At 49.8% G+C, this 20,987-nt stretch carries 22 protein-coding genes, 1 tRNA gene and 1 pseudogene; 17 read left to right on the top strand and 7 right to left on the bottom strand.

Annotation, left to right across the window (positions count from 1 at the left end):
• Nucleotides 1–22: 22 nt before the first annotated feature.
• Nucleotides 23–634: a CHRD domain-containing protein gene (locus BMY01_RS01175; protein WP_074743762.1), complete on the top strand. Its 612-nt coding sequence runs from the start codon at nt 23–25 to the stop codon at nt 632–634.
• Between the two features lie 486 nt (nt 635–1,120).
• On the opposite strand, the gene BMY01_RS01170 is transcribed toward BMY01_RS01175, so the two are convergent.
• Nucleotides 1,121–1,324 (bottom strand): cold-shock protein, encoded by a 204-nt coding sequence (locus BMY01_RS01170; protein ID WP_074709327.1) that lies wholly within the window; start codon nt 1,322–1,324, stop codon nt 1,121–1,123.
• Nucleotides 1,325–1,884: 560 nt separating this feature from the next.
• Between BMY01_RS01170 and BMY01_RS01165 the strand changes: the two genes are divergently transcribed.
• Nucleotides 1,885–2,904, top strand: a complete 1,020-nt coding sequence (locus tag BMY01_RS01165; RefSeq protein ID WP_074743761.1) for an SDR family oxidoreductase — start codon at nt 1,885–1,887, stop codon at nt 2,902–2,904.
• 272 nt (nt 2,905–3,176) lie between these two features.
• On the opposite strand, the gene BMY01_RS01160 is transcribed toward BMY01_RS01165, so the two are convergent.
• Both BMY01_RS01160 and BMY01_RS01155 read right to left on the bottom strand, forming a co-directional pair.
• Nucleotides 3,177–3,476: a hypothetical protein gene (locus BMY01_RS01160; RefSeq protein WP_074743760.1), complete on the bottom strand. Its 300-nt coding sequence runs from the start codon at nt 3,474–3,476 to the stop codon at nt 3,177–3,179.
• A gap of 263 nt (nt 3,477–3,739) precedes the next feature.
• A complete protein-coding gene (locus BMY01_RS01155) occupies nt 3,740–5,401 on the bottom strand; it encodes a di-heme-cytochrome C peroxidase (RefSeq protein ID WP_302848410.1) in 1,662 nt (553 codons plus the stop codon).
• A 1,346-nt stretch (nt 5,402–6,747) separates the two neighbouring features.
• On the opposite strand from BMY01_RS01155, the gene BMY01_RS01145 reads away from it, so the two are divergent.
• Nucleotides 6,748–7,290 (top strand): LPD38 domain-containing protein, encoded by a 543-nt coding sequence (locus BMY01_RS01145; RefSeq protein ID WP_074743757.1) that lies wholly within the window; start codon nt 6,748–6,750, stop codon nt 7,288–7,290.
• On the opposite strand, the gene BMY01_RS17680 is transcribed toward BMY01_RS01145, so the two are convergent.
• Nucleotides 7,265–7,423, bottom strand: coding sequence for a hypothetical protein (locus BMY01_RS17680; RefSeq protein WP_175463182.1), 159 nt, complete (start codon nt 7,421–7,423; stop codon nt 7,265–7,267). The two genes, BMY01_RS01145 and BMY01_RS17680, sit on opposite strands and share 26 nt — an antisense overlap.
• A gap of 125 nt (nt 7,424–7,548) precedes the next feature.
• Entirely contained in the window at nt 7,549–8,769 is a 1,221-nt protein-coding gene (locus BMY01_RS01140; protein ID WP_074743756.1) for a PEP-CTERM sorting domain-containing protein, read from the bottom strand.
• A 472-nt stretch (nt 8,770–9,241) separates the two neighbouring features.
• On the opposite strand from BMY01_RS01140, the gene BMY01_RS01135 reads away from it, so the two are divergent.
• The 14 genes and pseudogenes from BMY01_RS01135 (at nt 9,242) to BMY01_RS01070 (ending at nt 18,450) form a co-directional block, all read left to right on the top strand.
• Nucleotides 9,242–9,330: transfer RNA gene (locus tag BMY01_RS01135), tRNA-Leu, on the top strand.
• 163 nt (nt 9,331–9,493) lie between these two features.
• Nucleotides 9,494–10,693, top strand: a complete 1,200-nt coding sequence (locus BMY01_RS01130) for a tyrosine-type recombinase/integrase (RefSeq protein ID WP_074743755.1) — start codon at nt 9,494–9,496, stop codon at nt 10,691–10,693.
• An 89-nt stretch (nt 10,694–10,782) separates the two neighbouring features.
• Nucleotides 10,783–11,466, top strand: a complete 684-nt coding sequence (locus BMY01_RS01125; protein ID WP_074743754.1) for a hypothetical protein — start codon at nt 10,783–10,785, stop codon at nt 11,464–11,466.
• Nucleotides 11,467–11,543: 77 nt separating this feature from the next.
• The gene (locus tag BMY01_RS01120) at nt 11,544–12,263 is read left to right on the top strand and encodes a hypothetical protein (protein WP_074743753.1); all 720 of its coding nucleotides are present in this window, start codon (nt 11,544–11,546) and stop codon (nt 12,261–12,263) included.
• Nucleotides 12,264–12,320: 57 nt separating this feature from the next.
• The gene (locus BMY01_RS01115) at nt 12,321–12,539 is read left to right on the top strand and encodes a helix-turn-helix transcriptional regulator (RefSeq protein ID WP_074743752.1); all 219 of its coding nucleotides are present in this window, start codon (nt 12,321–12,323) and stop codon (nt 12,537–12,539) included.
• Nucleotides 12,540–12,639: 100 nt separating this feature from the next.
• Complete coding sequence (locus tag BMY01_RS01110; RefSeq protein ID WP_074743751.1) at nt 12,640–12,960, top strand: hypothetical protein; 321 nt, start codon at nt 12,640–12,642, stop codon at nt 12,958–12,960.
• The gene (locus tag BMY01_RS01105) at nt 12,957–14,231 is read left to right on the top strand and encodes an AAA family ATPase (protein WP_074743750.1); all 1,275 of its coding nucleotides are present in this window, start codon (nt 12,957–12,959) and stop codon (nt 14,229–14,231) included. Before BMY01_RS01110 ends, BMY01_RS01105 begins: the two co-directional genes overlap by 4 nt.
• On the top strand, nt 14,228–14,617 hold the full coding sequence (locus BMY01_RS01100; RefSeq protein WP_074743749.1) for a hypothetical protein: 390 nt from the start codon (nt 14,228–14,230) through the stop codon (nt 14,615–14,617). Before BMY01_RS01105 ends, BMY01_RS01100 begins: the two co-directional genes overlap by 4 nt.
• Nucleotides 14,618–14,800: 183 nt before the next feature.
• Complete coding sequence (locus BMY01_RS01095) at nt 14,801–15,034, top strand: hypothetical protein (RefSeq protein ID WP_139176635.1); 234 nt, start codon at nt 14,801–14,803, stop codon at nt 15,032–15,034.
• 300 nt (nt 15,035–15,334) lie between these two features.
• A pseudogene (locus BMY01_RS01090) lies at nt 15,335–16,234 on the top strand (phage major capsid protein); the annotation flags it as partial.
• Complete coding sequence (locus tag BMY01_RS18685; protein WP_368086223.1) at nt 16,176–16,610, top strand: phage major capsid protein; 435 nt, start codon at nt 16,176–16,178, stop codon at nt 16,608–16,610. The pseudogene BMY01_RS01090 and the gene BMY01_RS18685, both read left to right, overlap by 59 nt.
• A 22-nt stretch (nt 16,611–16,632) precedes the next feature.
• Nucleotides 16,633–17,118, top strand: coding sequence for a hypothetical protein (locus tag BMY01_RS01080; protein ID WP_074743745.1), 486 nt, complete (start codon nt 16,633–16,635; stop codon nt 17,116–17,118).
• A complete protein-coding gene (locus BMY01_RS01075; RefSeq protein ID WP_139176633.1) occupies nt 17,066–17,959 on the top strand; it encodes a hypothetical protein in 894 nt (297 codons plus the stop codon). Before BMY01_RS01080 ends, BMY01_RS01075 begins: the two co-directional genes overlap by 53 nt.
• On the top strand, nt 17,959–18,450 hold the full coding sequence (locus BMY01_RS01070; protein WP_074743743.1) for a retroviral-like aspartic protease family protein: 492 nt from the start codon (nt 17,959–17,961) through the stop codon (nt 18,448–18,450). Before BMY01_RS01075 ends, BMY01_RS01070 begins: the two co-directional genes overlap by 1 nt.
• Nucleotides 18,451–19,678: 1,228 nt before the next feature.
• Here BMY01_RS01070 and BMY01_RS17220 read toward each other — a convergent pair.
• Together BMY01_RS17220 and parA are read right to left on the bottom strand one after the other, a co-directional pair.
• Entirely contained in the window at nt 19,679–20,002 is a 324-nt protein-coding gene (locus BMY01_RS17220) for a hypothetical protein (RefSeq protein ID WP_139176631.1), read from the bottom strand.
• Complete coding sequence (parA, locus tag BMY01_RS01055; protein WP_074743741.1) at nt 20,002–20,631, bottom strand: ParA family partition ATPase; 630 nt, start codon at nt 20,629–20,631, stop codon at nt 20,002–20,004. Before parA ends, BMY01_RS17220 begins: the two co-directional genes overlap by 1 nt.
• Nucleotides 20,632–20,987: the final 356 nt, after the last annotated feature.

Genomic DNA, 20,987 nt, shown 5'->3' with positions numbered 1-20,987 from the left:
CCATAATAAAGGAGGATATATCATGAAACCGAGCGCCTTAATCGCAGGATGTCTGCTTGCCGCAACTGTATCGGGGCCAGCTATCGCGCAGCAGTTAATTTTTACCGCCGAACTCCTTGGAGCGAACGAACGGCCGGATCCCAATAATTCTACCGGTACAGGTATGGCGACCGTTACGATTGATCCGGATCAGGGAACGATGCATGTTCACGAGACTTTCAGCGGCCTTTTGGCACCTACAACAGTTTCCCATATCCATTGCTGTGCTGGTCCAGATGGCACCGCGGCGCCCGCTACCACTGTGCCCTCTTTTCCAGGGTTTCCAGTGGAAGTGACCGCCGGTACTTATGATCAAACCTTCAATATGCTGGAAACCTCAAGCTATAACCCGGCATTCATTTCGGCTAATGGTGGGACTGCCGCAAGTGCATTCAACGCGTTCGTAGACGGATTGAATAACGGAACTGCCTACGCCAATATCCATACGGAGATGTTCCAAGCCGGAGAGATTCGTGGCACGCTAGTGCCCGAACCGGAAACTTACGCGATGCTGCTGGCCGGTTTAGCAATGGTGAGCATGATGTCGCGGCGGCGTCTTCTTTCCCGCGAAGATAGCGGCGTCAGGATAGGCTGAACATCTGCTGTCGAGTAATCTCTGCGCGGAATGATTTTGACGGCTGGCCTGTAAGCAGGCTTTCTTTGTTTCCAAGAGAAGGGGGCCTGCTGATCCTCAAGGATTGCTTGGATAGCGCTCGAAGCCGGAATCGAAGGGCACAGGCGCCGTTTTTTCTCGTTTATTAAATTCGCCGGATGGGGATTGCGCGTAACCCCTAACCCATTCGGCCGCTCTTCGAGTAATGAGTCAAGAGAACAGTAATGAGTCAAGAGAACAGGATTTTTCTACTCACTGTTCAAAAGCAATTGCATAAGAACAACTGAGGAACAACTGAGTTTTCGTTCTCTTTAACCTATTGGGACAATCTGCTCCGAGCCTTGAGTTATTCATGCGCTCTCGCTGATCTGGCTGACCACCAATCAGTCAAATAGAAATAGCATATGGATCGGGTAACTCTATAATAGGGCTGCACGCTGGTACGAATATTCCGCCCAGCGTGCAATCTTACGCGGCTTGAATGTTTGATGCTTGCTTGCCCTTTGGGCCTTGCGTAACCTCAAACGTTACTTTTTGTCCCTCTTGGAGCGTTTTGAAGCCGGACATGTTGATTGCGGAGAAGTGTGCGAATAAATCCTCACTGCCGTCAACAGGGGTAATAAAACCAAATCCTTTTGCCTCATTAAACCATTTTACTGTGCCAGTTGCCATTTTTACTTCCTATATATCAGTTAAAAAGAGACCTCTTTTTCAGGTCTGACCGCATTCTGACAATCCCTGAATGAGAAATATGTTCGCTACCGTACCGAGAAACCCATGCGCTCCGTTAGATCGTACATTTTTTGGATCATTAGCGAGAGAGCAAATCTTTCTCGATGCCATAATTCTGATCAGTGCAGGAAACCTAAGCTGGGACTCAAGCTCCAGCAGTTATCAACAGACCTATCCACGCCAATTAGGGAAAACTTCCATTAGCGGTATTCACCGAAGCTCGGCCAACTGTTATTGGGGGCTTGAGCAAGACTGTAGTGCATCGAGTATCAGATACCCTGCACGGCATATCATCATGAAGGGAATCAAATACCTGAATGTGCCTAATGCGGATGGAATATATGAAAAGAGAAGTCCCATATATCCGCACCGGATGAATTATTGCTTGTTTTCGTGGTTTTGTTCGATATCGGTTCGCAACGAAACTGTTTTCGGGTTGCTCCCGGAACTGGCGAAAACTGATCGGAAACTGTCCCAGCAATTTTCTCAGGAGAACAGATATGAAACCAGAAGACAACGCCAGCGCCACACGGCGCCAGTTCGTGGGCGGCATGACAACCGGCCTTGCCGCAGCATTTGTCTACCCGGCCTTCGCACAGCAAGGGCAGCAAGCAAGCCCTCCCGGCTCCTTACAAGGGCCCAGCCAATCCCGTAAACAGGATCCGAGAACGCAATATCCTATTCCCCCTTTCCCCCCGCAAAAACAGGAGCCTCCCGGCCTTGTAAGCAAGATGATGCCGCGGCCTGATCACGGCGAAACAACCTACAAGGGCTCGGGCCGGCTAGTGGGTAGAAAGGCGCTTGTGACCGGTGGAGATTCGGGCATTGGGCGCGCCGCCGCCATCGCCTTTGCACGTGAAGGGGCCGATGTCGCGATCAATTATCTCCCTGTCGAGGAGTCCGACGCTCGTGAGGTCGTGGAAATCATCCGGGCGGAAGGGCGGAAGGCGGTCGCGATTCCTGGCGATATCAGGAACGAGAATTTTTGCTCCAGGCTTGTCGCCAACGCCGTCCGGGAGCTGGACGGACTGGATATCCTTGTCAACAATGCCGCTATGGCGGCCGCGCAGCCCTCAATCGTCGATCTCACGACGGAACAGTTCGATTCGATCTTCAAATGCAACGTCTATGCCATGTTCTGGATCACCAAGGCGGCCATGCCGCACCTTAAGCCCGGAGCCACGATCATCAACACAAGTTCTGTTGAGGCTTACACTCCATCCGATGCGTTTCTCGACTACGCGCAGACAAAGGCGTGCAATATTGCTTTCACGAAATCGCTGGCGAAGCAGGTCGCCAAACAGGGTATCCGGGTGAATGCAGTGGCGCCGGGACCATTCTGGACACCATTGCAAACGCTTGGATGGACAGATGTCAGCAGACTTGGCAAAGAAACGCCGCTGGAGCGTCCCGGCCAACCGGTGGAACTCGCTCCCCTTTACGTCTTTCTCGCATCGCAGGAATCAAGCTACGCAACCGGACAAGTGTACGGTGCTTCAGGCGGGGAAGGGCAGCCCTAACGATGTTTAAAACCTCAAGGTTTCTTACGTCGACACAAGTGAGGATGGGCTGTAAATCTTCAAGTGCGGAACTCTCTCCGCTACCCGACCCTACATCGCAGATATCTGTTGCCCTTTTGATGGTCTTGATTTACCTCATGCCTCATTATTCCATACGCGAACCTTGAAGGTATTCATTGTCATTCAGAAAATAAAAGGGAGTTACAAGTAGACTCTTGTAACTCCTCAATCTGGTGGTGCTTATGCTGGAGTTGAACCGATGGCCAGGGAGATTATGAGTCCTTCGCAAGGGTGGCAGCCGCCCATGCCCGGAGTCGGAACCTATGTCCCCCCCAGGAGTTACCCGCTCGTAACCGCTGCGAACGGAGGTGATCTCTTCGCCAGTGCGCGTTCTGCTCCTGCAGCGCTCGCAACTGCTGTTGTTCCAGCAGCCTCTGTTCGTACGTTGCATGTCCGGCGCGCTGCAAATCCTGCAAACCGTTGTACTTATGTTCGATGACAGAATGCTGTGCTTGAACTCCTGATGAGAGTGCGAAAAAGCCTCCTGCCAGGAGCGCCATCGCAAGTTTCATTTTTTCCTCCAAGGATGTGAACGCGAGATAATTTACGGATTGCATAATTGCATTCTAGGCCTTGGTCAGGTGAGAATAAATTGTACTTAAGTACATGTTCTCTGAATGAAAACGCTATCACTTTCGTTTGGAGGGATTTAGGGTTTCGAGGAATTGATTGCTGCCCAGAAGAGAAGGGTTCGTCACACGGTGAGGGAAGTGCGATGAACCCCGGAATATAAGAGAAGAAGATGATATGGATTTGGAAATGAGCGATATGGTGGCTAAAGTGTTTTGAGATATTCCAGCAGTGCTTTTTTCTCTTCAGCCGAAAGCTTTGTCCCAAATTCATGGCCGCAACGACTGTTTCCGGAATTGCGATCACTGCAATCCGTAGTTTCCAACGTGTAGTCGAATTTATTCTGCTCGGCGGCCAGTCCTATATTGACGATATCGTAAGCCGGGCCAATCTTGAACGAGCTGATCCTTTCAGCCGCAGGCTTCAGCAACTCTGCCAATGTCGGAACTGATCCGTTATGAAGATAGGGAGCAGCAGCCCAGATACCCTCGAGGACGCGTGATTCATACGGATAGGACGGCTTGGCCTCGACCGGGCGCGCAATGAAAGCCTCTCGAAGAGACTCTGTCTCTGGGGGGAAGGGAGGTTGCGTGCTCTTCGCTCCAACTTCCTCTTCAGTTTTCATGAGCACGGGAACATAGTGCTGGAGGATAGAGCCGAGAACGGATGTTCCCAGGACATTGAAGGCCGTATCCACGGGTTTGAGCGGGCTGGCGAGAAATGGAATCTTCGCACCTTCAAGTACACCTGTCTTAACAGTCCGTGCAAGTATTTCATATTCTTTGGAATCCGTACCGACATCCATGAGGGGCGTAGCCCAGGTTTTGCGATCCCGAAACCGTGTCTGCCCTGGTTTAATGCCATGACAATCCGCGCAACCACCCTGCTCAGTCTTGCGGGCAAAGATTTCCTTGCCTTTATCGGCGAGTGCCTGATCTATCTTCCATGGCCATTTGGGAGGACTGATTTTTTTTACCAGATCTTCCAATGCCTCCAGACCCTGAAATTCAGCCGAATTGTTGGCCAGGTAATCAACTCCCAGTAGACGCCATTTATCCTTTTTAGGGTGGAAAACTCCAAATACGCCATAAACCTCACCGAGATTTCGGGAGAGGGCGAGAATATCATTGCCATTGCTGGCGAAACCGGGCCATTGTGTCTTATCCTGGATCGACGCATTCCAGAGGAATGGGTAGCGTACCGGTGCGACGGCTGGTTGGATGTTTTCGGGAATCATATACGTGGGTGGAGAACCGATATCGAGGCCGGCCAGTCGGTTGAAGATCATCGATACCGCGTCAAGCCGCGCCGGACCCCAGGGTTTTGCCGGAAGTGCGCGCTCGATCAACGTGTGGTAGGGTAAATACCACGCTTTCACCGCTTTCTGCAGCTTTTCCTTGTCCTTCGAGGTTGCTGACGGGCCAAGGACGGCGCGTGCAAAATCCGTGAACGCTTGCTTGTCCGTCAAAATGGCTTTCACCGCGGCATCGAGATCAGCCAGAAAACTCTGGAAATCGACAATTCCAGGCCCACCATCGATCAGGTATGCAGTACCGTTGACTTCGATTTGACGCGTATGACAAGCGGAGCAGTTCATGCCAATTTCCTGTCCTTCGCTTCCACTGGCAACGGTGAATCCCACGGGTAATCCGGCGGGTTTTCTGGTCTTATTGGGGAGGTAGCCATATCGGTCCAGGCTTTCCGCCATGAACGGCTGGCCGTCTGGTTGCTTCAAGGCGGATATCCAGCGAAGTGGCATGATACGAGATCCCTGATCGCGACTATAGAAATCCTTTCGGGCTGAAACTGTCCACTCTGCCCCCTGATCCGTGATTATTTGTTCGGCTGCCGAAGAAATCGACGACACGAGCAAGGCTAGTGTGGATAGGAGGCTTCCAATCCAGGATAGGAACTTGATTTTCAATTTTTATCTCCCTTTAGATTAATGAACGATATGTTTTGAGGCTGTCGTACCTTGCTACCCGTGTTGCATAATGGTCTTGCCGGTTGAGCGATAAAATGTGCCGAGACGCCGTTACTGGGTCAACGGCCATCAATCCTTCGCAACACGAACCGGGGTAATATTGACGAACATTAGAAACATCCTGGGTGCTTGAACCGACTAATGTCAGATATCAAATCAGCTGGGTGTTTGGTGGTACCTTGCGTTGCACTTTTTAATTGCTGATTTCGACTCGCCCTTCGCCACGAAGGTAATGCGACCTTGCTACCACCTCCTTGCGGAAAGGGGGTGGAAGAACTCATCTCTGATGGCTGGTAATACAGCTGCAGGTCTCGGCCTGCTGATCCGGATCAGTGCTGGGGAAGGGTGACAGGAAGTATGGTTGCGTGAAACGAGAGGTGATAAGCGAAAAAGAAGAGTTTTATCCTCGCTATTCAAGCTCTGGAAGGAAGCTGTATGGGTTTATTCGTATTTTTTATTTTTCATGAATAGCGCACGAATATAATCGATTGTAGAGCTTCTTGACGCATTTATAACCTGCCTGATTGTGCGTTTCTCGGTTGTAACACCTATTGAAGCAGGTGGGGCAACAAAAAAGCCCGGCTTATGCCGGGCTAGGGGGAGCGCTTCAAATTCGTTTCCCTGAATGGAGGGAGGGGAAACGAGTAAAAAGTGTAACCGTGTGAATAAAACATTACCGTTAAATAACTAACGCAACCCGGAATAACTTAGTTAGGCAATTTGCGGCGATAATCTTGATGCGGCTTCGCTCCTACTGAGCTCTCAAGAACTTGGAGGACTTCTTGTCGAGTAGCTTGGTCTAGGCTTCTTATCAAATCAATCAAAGCCCGTTGCGATTCTTCTAGCTCGTCATTCCATAGCTTTAAGACGTCATTAATCAGTTGATTATTTTCCATTTGGCATTCGCACTTTCAGGATTGGGAAGTAAAACCCCGGCTCCATAAACGGTGAAAAGGGGGAGTGACTTCAGGGCCTGGGACGCTAGATTGGAGGTAACTGCAAACATATGGCTATCTTAGCTCTGTGACAGAGCGTCAATCAGTTAATAAAAGTAGATTTAATATTGCTTATTGATTAAATGGAAGAGAAGCAACAAAAAGGCCCGACGAACGCCGGGCCGGGAGGAGTTTACTACCATCGCTTCCCTGTTTTGGAGGGAGAAGCGAATGGATAGCTTAACAATACAACGAAAGCTCTACCGTTAAATACTTAACATATGGAGAGAAGGGTTGTTTCCTGCAAAGTGGATAGCTGAAGCGATCAATATCATCACGGGCGGAAATAAATACGTTCCGGGGTTGGCAAGTCCGACTGCAGATCAGATCGATTATCTGTTTGGGCAGGCGACCGGCGGTGTGGGTCGGGAGGCGAGCAAGCTAAACCAGACGATCAGCTCAATCGGGAGCGGAGAAGATTTGCCGCCGCATAAAATTCCGCTTGTCGGCAGATTCTTTGGTGATTCTTCAGGCCAGTCGAGTCAGGGCAACAAGTTCTACTCAAACCTAAAACGCATCAACGAGGTCGAAGCGGAGTTGAAAGGGCGCATCAAGGATCGGCTGCCAGTAGATGAATTCAAGACCGAGAATCCGGAGTACCGGCTGATCACGGCCGCGAATTACACTGAGCGATCTGTCTCGAATCTTCGCCGGCGGAAATCTGAATTGATCGAGAAGGACTCCTCGAAAGAACAGGTGAAGGCCATCGAGGATCGAATCACTGAGTTGATGACACGATTGAATGAGCGGGTTAAAGAAGTGAGAACAGCCCCTTGAGAAGCAGGTAGACGCTCGGAATCAACATGCCGATCCAAGCGAACATCAGGAATATCTGAATCGCCTCGGTCGGCGCTGTGGCGACGAACGCAAGGAAAGCGACGAAGAATGCTGCGGCGAGGACGAGGAACATTCGCGATCACTTCAAATATGTACTTACTTGATGGGGGCCCAGGCAACAGGAAGTAGTATGCGAGATACCAAACACCAGAGAGCTGAGAATAAACATCCTCAGCTCTCTGGTTGAACAGATTCAATTTAGCAAGCGGTGTGACGACGCGCCACAAAGCCCATCATGCCAAGCCCCCCAATGATTATTGCGAGGGTTCCAGGCTCGGAGACCACACTTACGTCCTGAGTGAGGGGGATCATATGCATACCTACCGGACCCGTGCCCGCGAAAGTGAGTTCCGTAACGAATGCGGTAGGGGAGTTCGGATCCAACCCCGCGCTGGGCTCGATGTCTGCAATACGAAATCGATCGACACCCGAGCCACCGAAAAAATGTTCAGTGCCAGCACTGATCGTAGCATCAAACATCCAGTTAGTCCCATCCCATAAATAGAGGGCAAATTGATCATCTCCCATGCTAGGAAGTCGCACAGATGTGAAATTCGGTCCCGAATCCAAGAGATAATCGTAACCCACTGCTACTAATGGATCAACGAAAACGGGCGCAGCAGGTGCCATGAAATCAAACTGCCAACCACTCGCCAAATTTTCTATTGGGAGAATAGGAGTAGCCGGACTTACCCCGGGCGCTGCTGCGAGCGATAGAGCTGTATCCATTTGAATGAGCATGTTTGGTCCAGAGCCATTGATTAATCCTGATGCGCCTGCCCAGGTGATTGTGGGATCTGACATGTTGAATGGAGTTTCTAGCGAAGCAGACATCTCCGCTAAAATTCCTTCATGCGGCAAAATTGAAGGAAAATAGAGAGAATTGACCGAGTCAACTACTAACACGTGGTATGAGGCTCCCCTTGCCGTTACCGTTTCCAGAGTGGGCGTTTGATTTCCATTGTCGGAACGATCCAATCCTACGGGAGTGGTATCTAGGACAGCCAACATTGTCACGGGGATGCTTGCCAGATGAGCTTGCAAAATTGGAGTACCGGTTATAAACCCCGTGCCAGTCGAGTTATCACCAGGAGTGGTTGCGGCGTATAAGGCGAAGGAGGTGGAGTTCGCCGCAAACGTGAAGAAATTACCGCCGGTTCCGTTGGAGAATCCAGGAGAGGAATCCGCATGCCCCCCCATGTATCCAAGGTTAGCTTGATACCGATTGAGCTGGAATTCTGTATCTCCCACTTTCTGTACTAGCGCGTTGCCTGGGGCTAGATCAATATACTCGAAATTTGCAATTCCATGACCTGTGCCGCTCGGGTCAAACGTAAACAGCTCCGCTTGCCCTAATAAAGGCATGGCAAGCACTGCCGAAAAAGCGGCGATTACTACGCGGTTGGTTTTTGAGTTCACTCACATCTCCATATAGTATTATTTTTGAAAGCAAGCACAGCAGAAGCAAAGGAACAGAAGAAACCCGAGCTCAGCATATCAGAGAAATGATCACTCCAGACATGTAAATATGTGACGGAGCCATCAGGTTGGCGCATGTTTTGACCGGGGCTCACTCTAAGGACGCGGGCATCAACTAAGTAGTTGAAAACGTATACTCTAAGCAGAAGGGCAAATCTACCGATAGAGAGCTGCAGGCAGAATTGGAAGAGCGGACAGCGTGCGAGGTGAAGTTACGGGCTGCGGTGAAGGGGTGCGTATCATCTCTCTAGCCTGTTGCAGAGTATATCTGTTACAGGTTGTGATATGATAAATAAGTCATTACTTATATAACTTTTGCATAGAAAATTTTGCCCCATTTTTGTACCACTTTACTGCCAAAACATGGGGAAATATGTCGCAATGTGACGCAAAAAACTGAATAAAATCAATTGCCCGGATGGTGAAATTGGTAGACACAAGGGACTTAAAATCCCTCGGGCTTAACCGCCCGTGCCGGTTCGATTCCGGCTCCGGGCACCATCTTAGCATTTCATACGGTATCAAGATATATTAAAAGGCTAATAAATACCGATACTTATATTAATACATAGTGTCTTAACGTATCAATTTATACCTTGACATACCGTCAAGGTTGGCGGTATCTTTGTCGGTATATTAAATACCGTCAGTTTCAGATACCGTCATGCCTCTTACCGACGTGGCTGTGCGCAACGCAAAGCCTACTAACAAACCATACAAGTTAACGGATGGTGAGGGGCTCTACATGCTGGTCAATAGCGCGGGTAAATACTGGCGCTTTGACTACCGCTATCTTGGAAAGCGTAAGACGCTGGCGCTAGGTGTTTATCCTGATGTTTCTCTGGCTGATGCAAGGAGCAGACGCAGTAATGCTCGCAAGCTTATTGCGAACGGTGATGATCCGGGCGCAATAAAGCAAGCGGAGAAGCAACGAGCCAAGCAGCTTTCGCTTAATACGTTTGAGGCTGTGGCGCGGGAGTGGCACGAAAAGCAATCGGTTAAGTGGTCACCAAAGAATTCGGCCAGAATTTTGAGCCTGCTTGTGCGAGACATTTTTCCGTCCATTGGGAAAACTCCAATAGCCGAGGTAACCGCGGGAAGCCTTCTAAGCACCGTTCAGAAGATCGAGAAGCGGGGCAATATCGAGACGGCACATCGAGCAATGCAAACCTGCGGCCAAATATTCCGGTATGCAATAGCCACTGGCCGAGCGCAAGCAGATCTAAGCCTGGTCTTGAAAGGCGCTTTAATCCCCGTAAAAGAAAAGCATCATCCAAGCATTACCGACCCGAAGAAGATAAAACACCTTTTGCTAGCCCTGGAGGGGTATAGCGGATCCTTCATTACGCAGCAGGCCCTAAAGCTCGCTCCATTGCTTTTTGTGCGCCTGGGAGAGCTTCGGCATGCTGAATGGGCAGAGATTGATTTTGAAGCTGCTGAGTGGCGCATAGCGGCCGCTAAGATGAAAATGAAAGCTGTCCATCTTGTGCCTTTGCCCAGACAGGCTCTATCCATATTGGGGGAGCTACGCCCGCTTACAGGGCAGGGCAGGTATGTTTTCCCAAGCGTTAGAAGTTGGTCCAGACCGATGAGCGAAAACACCGTGACCGCGGCTCTGAGGCGCCTGGGATACGAGAAAGACGAAATGACCAGTCATGGGTTCAGGAGTATGGCTTCAACCATTTTGCACGAGCAGGGATGGCCGCATGAGGCAATCGAGAGACAGCTCGCGCACGCCGAACGAAATAAAGTAAGCGCAGCGTATAACTACGCTGAGCATTTACCCAAACGCAGGGAGATGATGCAGGCTTGGGCTGATTATTTAGACAGGCTTAAAACTGAAGGTATAAACACCGTGACCTGACGGACTTCAGGCAATAAAGCGGGGCGTAAAGTGTTGCGAGCACTATTACACCCCTAACCACAACGCAACCTGATAAGGAGGTACGCATCATGGCTAACGCCAATTCTACACCTATCCGCACGCCCTTAGACCGTCTCAAGGTCGATGAGTATTCGTGGGGTAAACTTTACCGAGGATCCGAAGCTGAATTTGTGGCCGCTGGTTTAATTAAGCCTGGGTGGTTTCCAGGTAAGCCCGGCAACCCAAAGACTTCTGTCCGCGTTGGCATGCTGGACGGAGAGATGAAAGTATTGCCCTACCTTGCTGTTTCAGAGAGCGTCCGGAAGAAATACACCATAAAAATTTTCCGCTCTGGCAAATCCAGATTCGAAGTGTGGGTGCGTTATAGCGAAGAAGAACAAGACCGTAGAGACCTGAATAAACGCATTGAAAAATTGTACGCTGAGAAAAAGAGGGAATTGGACGAAGCTCCAAAAACCACGGGTGATTTTCTAAAGAGCGGGTCGTGGAAAATTAAGGGTTTCATGGAAATCGTTCACAGCATGTTTAGAGAAGATGAAAACGGTTTCCACTACGCTCCTGAGGTGGTTGAAGAAGCACAAGAGCTAATAGCAGACCTTGTTTCCCTTGCTGAAAACGGAAGGGTTTGTTTCGATCCGATAAGACAAAAATATTTCCTTGATTACATCGAAAGAAAGTTCGAGAAAGAAAATCCGGAATTCTCGGCATTCATGAAGACGACTCTTGCTGTAGGGAAAGCTGCCCTTGAGTAAAATTTATTCATCATAATCCACAAATAACCGCTTCGGTTTTTAGGCGGTTATTTCAAAACAAGACAGGAGTACTTTAGATGGCGGGAAAAAACACGGCGGGAAACATTCCGCACCCTAGTCGAGAAGGCCGGCAAGTTAAAGACATTTCCATTGAGGCTGAGGATTGGTCCCGGCTTGAGGGGCTTTTGGAGAGATCCATTACAGCAGAAGAGAAAGTCTCAATAGCAGATGCCTTAAGTTTATTCGCGTCAATGCGCGAAGACTATGAGAGCGATCACGTCGCTGCCCAAGATGTAAAAGCAACCTTAAGAAAAATTTCGATGCTGCCGGATGAAGAGATACATCTCGCCATCAGTAATTGTGACAGCTGGACGGAGGAAAAATTGATCCGCGCGCTTTGGCGAATGGGCGAAAAGAAGAAATTTCTGCCCGTTGATCACGCCCCAGCTAAATGGAAAGCTGCGGCAATGCTGGCTTCTGCGGAATTTCCTAACGATCGCGGGGGATCGAGGGTTAAGTGGTACCGCGAGCCTTTTGCCCGTTATGCCATCTCTCTGTGGAAAGAGATGGGGGGAAAAAATAATGCGATATGGGAGTTTGAGGGCAAGTTTGAGAGCAAGGTTGCGCCGCTTGTTGCATTTACCACCTGTTTACTGGCTCTAATTGAAGCAGACGCGGTAACTGGACCACCGGGAATTCGACCGTTGCAAAAATGCTTAGGAAGGTTGTTGCCTAATGATGCTGCTACAAGGGGTTGCGGCAATCGGATTTGGAACGCTCTCTTCAACTGGTGGTAGCTCAATCTATAGTCCAAAGTTCACCACGTCACACATCATCACATAAGGAAAAATGAAATGACAAAAGATTTATCCGGCTTCGACAAGCTGCCCGCATCTGGTTATATCCGCCAAAAAAACTTGATTCCCGATGTTGTACCCATCTCACACGCAACCCTGTGGAGAAAAGTAAAAACTGGCGAATTCCCATCTCCAGTCAAACTCTCTAAGCGCATTACGGCCTGGAAAGTGGCAGACATTAAGGAATGGCTTGAATCGAAAGCGGGGGTGGAATGACAGACACCACAAAAGAAAACGCCTCGGCGGCAACCGAGGCGCGATGTGATAACAAACTGAACCGCAATTATAAACGACTTCCGCCCTACGCAAGCAATTAATGACTATCCGGCAAGCAGGAAAAGCGCCTGTCAAGATGGTAATAGTTGCTTTCGATTGGGATCTGGGTAAGGCCTATCCTCGGATCATCATTCCAGACAATCTCACGCCTGCTGAGATTGAATTCAGGTTCCTTGCGGGCCTGCCTGTTCAAATAACCTACCGCAGCAAAGACGCGCATCGAGTAGATGCAGTTGTACAGGAAGTAGCCAAGGTTAATCCTTGCTTCCTTGCAACATTCGCATTTGACCTTGCCGGTACTGGTGATGCGTGGGCAATCATTAAGCCGTACCAGAGCCTTGAAATAGCGGAGGCGGCATGAGCATAAACGCAATGGAAGCTGTGGAAGCGACACCCGAAGCTAAAGCTGCTTTTGCTGAAATCCAACGAAAAATAGGCCGCGCCGGAAGCCCTACAAGCGATTTTCCCAGCACCGCCACTGGTCAGGTATCACCCGATCCATTTGCCCCTCTGCCCATCGTGCGGATTACATGCGCGGCGGATATTAAGCCTGAGCCTATCCGCTGGTTGTGGAATGGCTGGCTTGCCCGCGGAAAGTTACATATCTTTGCTGGGCAAGCAGGAACCGGCAAGACAACTATAGCGCTCGCCTTTGCTGCCACCGTGACCATAGGCGGAAGGTTTCCCGATGGAACACGGGCGCCGATCGGCAATGTGCTGATCTGGAGCGGTGAGGATAACGCCAAGGATACCTTGATACCAAGGCTCATTGCGGCGGGCGCCGATCTCAACAGGATTCACTTCATCGGTGACGTGCAACATGGTGACGAGATAAGAAGCTTCGATCCCGCAACCGATATAAGCGCGATGATGCTTGTCGCCGCACGCATAGGAGATATATCCCTGCTGATTGTTGACCCGATCGTAAATGCGGTCGCTGGTGACAGCCATAAGAACGGCGAAGTACGTCGAGCTCTGCAGCCGCTTGTCGACTTCGGAGAAACGTTGGGCTGCGCAGTATTGGGCATATCTCATTTCTCCAAAGGTACGAACGGGAAAGAGCCATTGGAAAGAGTAAGCGGCTCTCTTGCCTTCGGCGCGCTGGCACGAATCGTTTTGGCTACGGCCAAGATAAATGACAGCGGAACGTTCAAGCGGATATTTTGCCGGGCAAAAAGCAACATCGGGCTCGATCATGGTGGTTTTGAATATGACCTGAGCCAAAAGGAAATCGATGGCTATAAAGGTGTGTTTGGCAGCTATTCAGTCTGGGGTGAGCGGGTGGAAGGATCAGCTCGAGAGCTCCTGGCAGAGACCGAATCAAACAACGATGAGGACGAAATATCTGGAGTCGAACAATTCCTAAAGGATGAGCTAGCGGCCGGCCGAAAATCGCAAAAGGAAATTGAAAGCGAATGCAAGGGTGCGGGTTACTCGGTAGCGACCCTCAGAAGAGCAAAAAAACGTTTAGGTATTCGCTCCAAAAAAGATGGATTAAAAGGAGGGTGGTACTGGAGCTTGCCAGACCCGAATTCCGAAGATGCTCATCAAAATAGTGTGAGCACCTTCGGGAAATTTGAGCATCTTCGAGATAATTCTTCAACCAGCGAACAAACGGAGGTAACGATTTGAACCCTCTGGAAATCATCGAACAGGCCTCAATCGATGGATTGACGCTATCCATTTCTGCTGACGAGAGAATCAGCATCATTGGCGACAGGAATATTATTAACGAATGGGCACCGCTCATTCGAGAGCATAAAGATCAAATTATGGTTTTGCTCCAACTAGAAATGAGACAGAAACAGGTGCTGGAAATGCTGGATAGTGACCCGATGAAGCGGTACGCGGTAATTTGCGAGGATCCAAGTAGCGATCCTGTATTGCTGACTGTCGCTATCAAGGGTGCAGCATCTTTCGAATTAGAGATACCTCATACTCATTACGATGGTGTCGCGTTACTTGAGGTAATCGAGCAATTCAGTGCGGACATGCAGTTGGAAAGGAGAGCAGCATGAGCCGTGAACGTATGGGGGAGGTGCATTCTTTAAGCCACAAGGCTCTAGAGCGCGCCGTCCCCTCCGCGTGCATATCCGCGAAATTGATGGGGGTGGGGGTCAGGCAATCTCTAGCACCCATCCCTCTAGAGCGCTCGCCCCGCTTTCCTTCTATAAACCGTAACAAAAAAGGTAAAAATTCAGATGAGTAGTGAATTGAATAGTGCAATAGAAGTTTTGACGGATCACTTCATTCTCGGTCAGGAAAAAACAATCAAGGAAGTGAGTCAAGCACTGGAATGCGTCACTAAAGCCGAGTCATTCGAAGAGCTGGGCCGAAAGGTCTGCCTGGCGATGCTGAAGGCGAACGTCGCTGCATTGCAGACAAAGCGGGCCGTGCTAGTCGCCGGTCTGTCTTCGGAGGGGCCGACACAATGAACGAGACTGAAGACAAGCTCCTGAGGATGAAAGGTTCGGCGGATTGCTGGGGATCAGTCGTCACACATTGCGCCGGCTGATGAAGAAGGATCCGACATTTCCTCATTTCATAGAGCTCACACCTGGCATACGAATGGTGCGTGTGCGAAATATCAAAGCCTGGCTGCGTAAAAAAGAGGTGGAATCGCTAAAAAATATTTGATCCGCGCCTGTTGCTCCCACTTGATACCAATATTGCAATTGCGGCGCACAATTGCTTTATTGGACAATAAAAGCTCCAAATAAACAAAGGAGTAGGAAGTGGAAAGTATACAGGCGTTACGCCTTCGTCGTGATGAACTGACAGCAGTTCTGCAAAACCTTGTGAACAAGGAAAAGACCCCGGAATGGACTTCGGAGCATCAGTCAAAGTATGACAGGGCTATGGCTGAAGTGGATGTCGTAGATGGGAAGATTAAAGCCCATCAGTTAAAGATGAAGCAGATCGCCAACGGTGGCATAGACGTCGGCGGCGCCCCGGAATGGCATAACATCGATACCGGGCGAAAAATCCCGGTGGCCTATGCCAAGAATGGAAAATTTGGCCCCGAGCTGAATAACGCATTCCCCAATAGGGAATTCAACTCCAACCTCCCCAAGGCCGGGATGGGAGAGTTTCTGCGCGGCGTGGGTGGTATGAAAATTACTGATACGGTGCGCAATTCGCTCCAGATCGGCACGGACAGTGCAGGCGGTTTTACTCTTCCCTCCTATCTGCAGCTCCAGCTTCTCCAGGCTATGGTCCCTGCAAGCGCGCTGCTTACCGCTGGGGCGGGTGTAGCCAAGCTGGAAGAAGGAGCGAAGAACTACCGCATAGCTGCGATCGATACCGTACCTTCGGCAGCCTGGCGCCTAGAAGCCGGTACTCTCGCCACCAGCGAGCCTACCTTCCGCGCAGTGGACATCACGCCTCAATCCTTGAGCTTCCAGTTCAAGGTAAGCCGGGAACTGCTGGCGGATTCAGATAACCTCGACCAGGCGCTTACCATAGCGATTGCCCAGACATTCGCCAAGGAGATAGATCGGGCTGGCTTAAGGGGTAGTGGCACGGCGCCAGAGATCAAGGGCATCTTGAATACTACCGGCATCCAGGCTGTAACCAATGGGGCCAATGGCGCTTCCCTTGCCACTACAGCATATGCCAACTTCATCTCTGCGATTCAGTCGATTCTGGCAGTGGATGGCCCCCATGCCGACAGCCGCGATCATGAGCCCCCGTTCGCTGACTGTCCTGGCCGGTCTGCTCGATACCACCAATCAACCCCGCCGGCAGCCCCCTATTCTGGACAATACCAAGTTCATCGCAACGAGCCAGATCCCCAACAATTTGACCGTGGGTACCTCGAACGATTGTTCAGAGATTTATATCGGGGACTTCTTCAACCTGATTTATTTCATGCGGGAAGGTGTATCGATCCAGGTATTACGCGAACTGCATGCCGGGACTGGTGAGATCGGATTTGCCTGCCATACCCGTCTGGATGTAGCGGCAACCTATCCGAAAACACTGGCTCTGGTAACCGGTGTCAAGCCTTAACAAAGAGCAGGCAGGAGCAGCCTTGAATGCCCCCGATCAGTTGGATAGTGCGATAACCCCAACAATCAGCGGCAGCTACTCCAGAGGTGCGCGGCTGATGCAACAAGAAACCCTCGGCCTGAAACCGGGGGTTTTTTATTGGGCAGGGGGGTGGGCAAAACTTTGGGGAAGCAGCTATTGGACACCGGGCGCCCTCCCACGCAGACAAAATTTCCCATATTTCAAAAGAATTCAGCAAATGGCAGGAGGACCGCGCAAGCCAGTTCAGAAAAACGGTTTTTTCCTCGCATCGCTTCTAGCTTTTCTGCTGTTGCCAGGCGTTGCACATGCCGATCCTGTAAGTCTGATTGCGATCATCGGGGCCGAAATAATCGAGATGTCTCTTACGACGGCTGTAACGGTTGCATCTATTTCTTTGACCATCGGCACTACGGTATTTGGCGCCGTAGCTCAACGTGCAGCCGCGAAGAAGGCGAAGCGCAGCGCAGGCAAGAGAAGATTTTCTTAACTCGCTGCAAGAGCGCACCGTCACGCGCATTGCTACAGACGCGCCGCACCGGTACGTTTACGGTCGGACAATGGTGGGAGCGGATATTGTGGCGATTCTGTCCAGCGGCTTGAATGAAGAATACAAACATCTCGTCTGCGTCCATGCCGCACATGAGAGCGACGAGATCGAGAAAATTTATATCAATGGTAAGGAACTGGGCCCGCTCGATGCTGACGGCTTTGTAACGAGCGGGGAATATTACTCTGCCAAAACAGAGAGCATAACCGAGACGTTCCCCGCTTCGCCTTTTACCCTGACACACACGCCGAGCAGCGCGGTAAAGGTATTGGCGTACGGACCTCCCGCGTTGTTCAAGTTGCTTCCGACTTTTATAACGGAGGTTCCATACACCCGATCCGTCAATACTATCACTGTTACCGGTAATCCCGGTGCAACGCACTACAGCGTGACGTACCAGTATCAGGTTAATACGTCGCAAGTACGAGTGCGCAAGCACCTTGGCGTGCCGGGCGATTCGGCCGATGCTTCCCTGCTGGCCGAGTGCCCGGATAAGTGGAGCTCGAGCGCAACACTTACCGGCTTTACCTACACAGTGATCAGGCTAGATTTGAGGCAACCCGAATTCCAGGGTGGCGTCCCTGATATAAAAGTCCTGATGCGCGGGAAGAAACTGTATGACCGCCGCACCGGCGAGACAAAATGGAGCCAGAACAACGCTCTGGTCATTTATGATTACCTCACTTCAGAGATGTGTGGCGTTAACCCTGCGGATATTCCGCTATCCAATATCATCACGGCAGCCAATGTCTGTGATGAGCAAGTTCCAGGACTATGTTAATGAATAGAAGCTTTACTGTTAAATGCAAAGACGGTTTACTGACAGCCTTGGCAACACCTTGCCATGTCTCTCAAGCATTCAATCCAGCTAATGGAACTCCGGAATACCCAAGAGTTGAATTTAACGCCCTATGGGATACAGGCTCGACCAAATCAGTAATAACTCAGCGTGTCGTCCAGGTATGCGGGTTAAAACCTATAAGAAAAGGCTTTACACAAGGTGTTAACGGGATAGGAAAGAGTCATGCTTACGTGATAAATCTCTCTCTTCCCGACAAGATTACCTTCTATGAACTGACTGTCGTTTCAACGAATCCAGGCAATGTATGGAGGGACGTGCTGATTGGCATGGACATAATTTCAACCGGCGAGTTATCAATAAAAAATGTTAACTCTAATACTGAGTGGTCATTCAGTTATGGGCCTCAAAAGGTAGATGCCGCCTCAGTGCATCCAGCCAGGGGAGGGGGAGTGCAAATCTCTGCCTCCTGAGGCTCTAGAGCGCGCTCGGGGGTCGCTTTTATAAATCTATACAATTTTTTTCTTTTTGTTGCTCTAGGCGTCTTTCGCCCGATCAGTCGGCCAGTGCGATAACCCCGACAACCTGCGGCAGCTTGGCTCCAGAGCTGCGCGGCAGGTAAGAGATCAAACCCCGGTGGGCCAGCCCTCGGGGGTTCTCTTTACCTGAGGCTCTATAATCGATTTACATATGTTAGGTATTTCATAGTAAAAGTAAACCTTTCCTTATATTGTTAATCTACCCACTCGCTTCTCTCCCAAAATAGAAAAGCGATCGCAGTACCCCCGCCCGGCTTATGCCGGGCTTTTTCTTTTTTTATTTCTGCTATATTGAAATTGCAGGGCGGCATATCCCTGCATCTTTAAGCTCCCTTTTTAAACCCGCTTCGGCGGGTTTTATTTTTGCAGAGAGAGGAAGGCTCTACCAGAAGCCCTACAATCGATTTAAATTAAGTGGTGGCTCTCCTAGATTAAACTCAACCTGAGCCTTCCCAGTGAAGCGTAGGGCAGGGCAGAGCTGAATCTCTTCCAGAGTTGTAGAATTTGAGTACTGACACTTGGACTTATCCTCTCTCACCCACATTGTCGGCCAGCTAAATCAAATTCAGCGATATACAGAAGACCTGCACGAGATAGAGAACCGTAGGGCTTTAAAGGCCAGAGCAGAGGAGATATGGGTTATCGCGTTTACCTTGAGCAAGTTCCTTATTGGAGGATTTAAAGATGAGGATTTAAGGAAACGGATACAGGAGCTTGAGGAGGAACTGAAAGAATTGCGTGAGAAATAATCCCTGCCTACTTCACTAAACCCGCTTTGGTGGGTTTTTTTAAGGTTGAGATAGAGTTATTGGGCGGTATTTTTGACGGTATTACGTTATTAATCCTTAATTAAAAAGTAAAAGAAACAAGTATTTACTTATTATATTCGGTTGAGGCTCCGACCATAAAATAAAAGACTTATTAACATGATCTCCCTGCGACTATTATCTAATTTAGTATCTACGGGGCACTTAAGGGGCACTTAAAATAAAGTTGCAGCTTTTCAAGCAAAGAAAATCCGGGGGAAGTATAGAAGGCAATACATCTAATGACTTGCTTCAGGTGCACCAAATAACGTGTTTGTGGATGGTTAGATAGATTTCAGCGTATGTCATGGTTGCAGTCCTTGATTCAAGGTTTAAAGAAAGTCGTAAATACAGTTTTATGATTTTCCGTATTTCTTCAAAAGCAGTTCCCGTATTTCCTCGGCTATTTTCGTGTCGCGCCCCGCGCATTGCATCTTGATTGCCCGGTGGAGGCTGAGCGGTATATCGATGGTTAGCCGCTTCATTCTCTCCGACTCGTTGGCCGTCGCCTGTTTAGTCTTCCTTGGTACGGGTTTCTCCTGGATCGCCTGCTCAAGGGTGGGTGTTGGCTGAGTAACGGCTGGCGGAGCATCGGTGGGAGTGCGGCTTTCAACCCAGTTATCGGCGGCAGGTGGCAATGGTTTACTGGGCTTTGGTTCAAACGAAATTTTCTTGGTCATCACCGCATGATCTCCATCACTTCGTCGAGTACGGCCTTCGTTTCCATTGCAGCCGGTCCCGCAGCGTCCATCTCGTGGACGGAGAGTCCCTGGGTGGCAGCTTCCGCAAAGATTACGCGCTGCGCGATGGTGTTCTTCAGCGTGGGGATAGGATACACCGCCAGCGCGTCCCTCACGTCCCGCCCTATCGCGGTATTTGCTATGGCGCGATTGATTACAAAGGTGGCTTGCAGGTGTGGCTTGTAGACGCGGGCCTCGTCGATGAGTTTGATGACTTCATCTGACGCCCAGATATCGTAAGGGGAAGGTTGCACAGGGATAACGACGATATCGGAGGCCATGATCGCGGCGCGCGCCAGTTCCTCGACGCGCGGCGGCCCGTCAATGATGATGTGATCGTAACCCTGGCCAATCTGCTCGATTTCCCGGTGGAGTGTTTTACGAGGGAAGCCGACTACGGATAGAACGGGTTCCCTTTTCCTTGCTGTGGCCCAATCAAGGGTACTGCCTTGGGGGTCGGCGTCAATCAGTAATATCCTTGCCCCTGATTGCGCCAGCGCGGCGGCGATGTTGACGCTGAGAGTGGTTTTTCCCACCCCGCCTTTTTGATTCAAAAGCCCAATAATCATGATTGTCCTTGAGCGTAATTATTGTTTTGATGAAACACGATTTTTCGTATTACTGTATTTACGATAATACGACTATAAAGATAATTATAAATGCGATATTAATGAAATACTTGATTCTTTATTTCTGTTAAATCGTATTTAATAAAAATCGCATTTACGGTAACACGGAGAATCGTAATTCAGTAAATGCGAAATGGTGCAAAACTGCAATAAAAAAGGCCGCATAAGCGGCCTCGCTCACTTTGTACCCGTTCTTCCTATTGCCGTACAGTTTCGCCTATTAGCGGAAAATTGGAAGCGTTCATGTCGTAACCTTATTATTGATAATCTATTTTATCATGGGTAAAATGCTCCCA

Source organism: Nitrosospira multiformis (assembly GCF_900110185.1).
Classification (GTDB): Bacteria; Pseudomonadota; Gammaproteobacteria; order Burkholderiales; family Nitrosomonadaceae; genus Nitrosospira; species Nitrosospira multiformis_A.
This window is presented reverse-complemented; position numbering and strand designations above follow the sequence as displayed.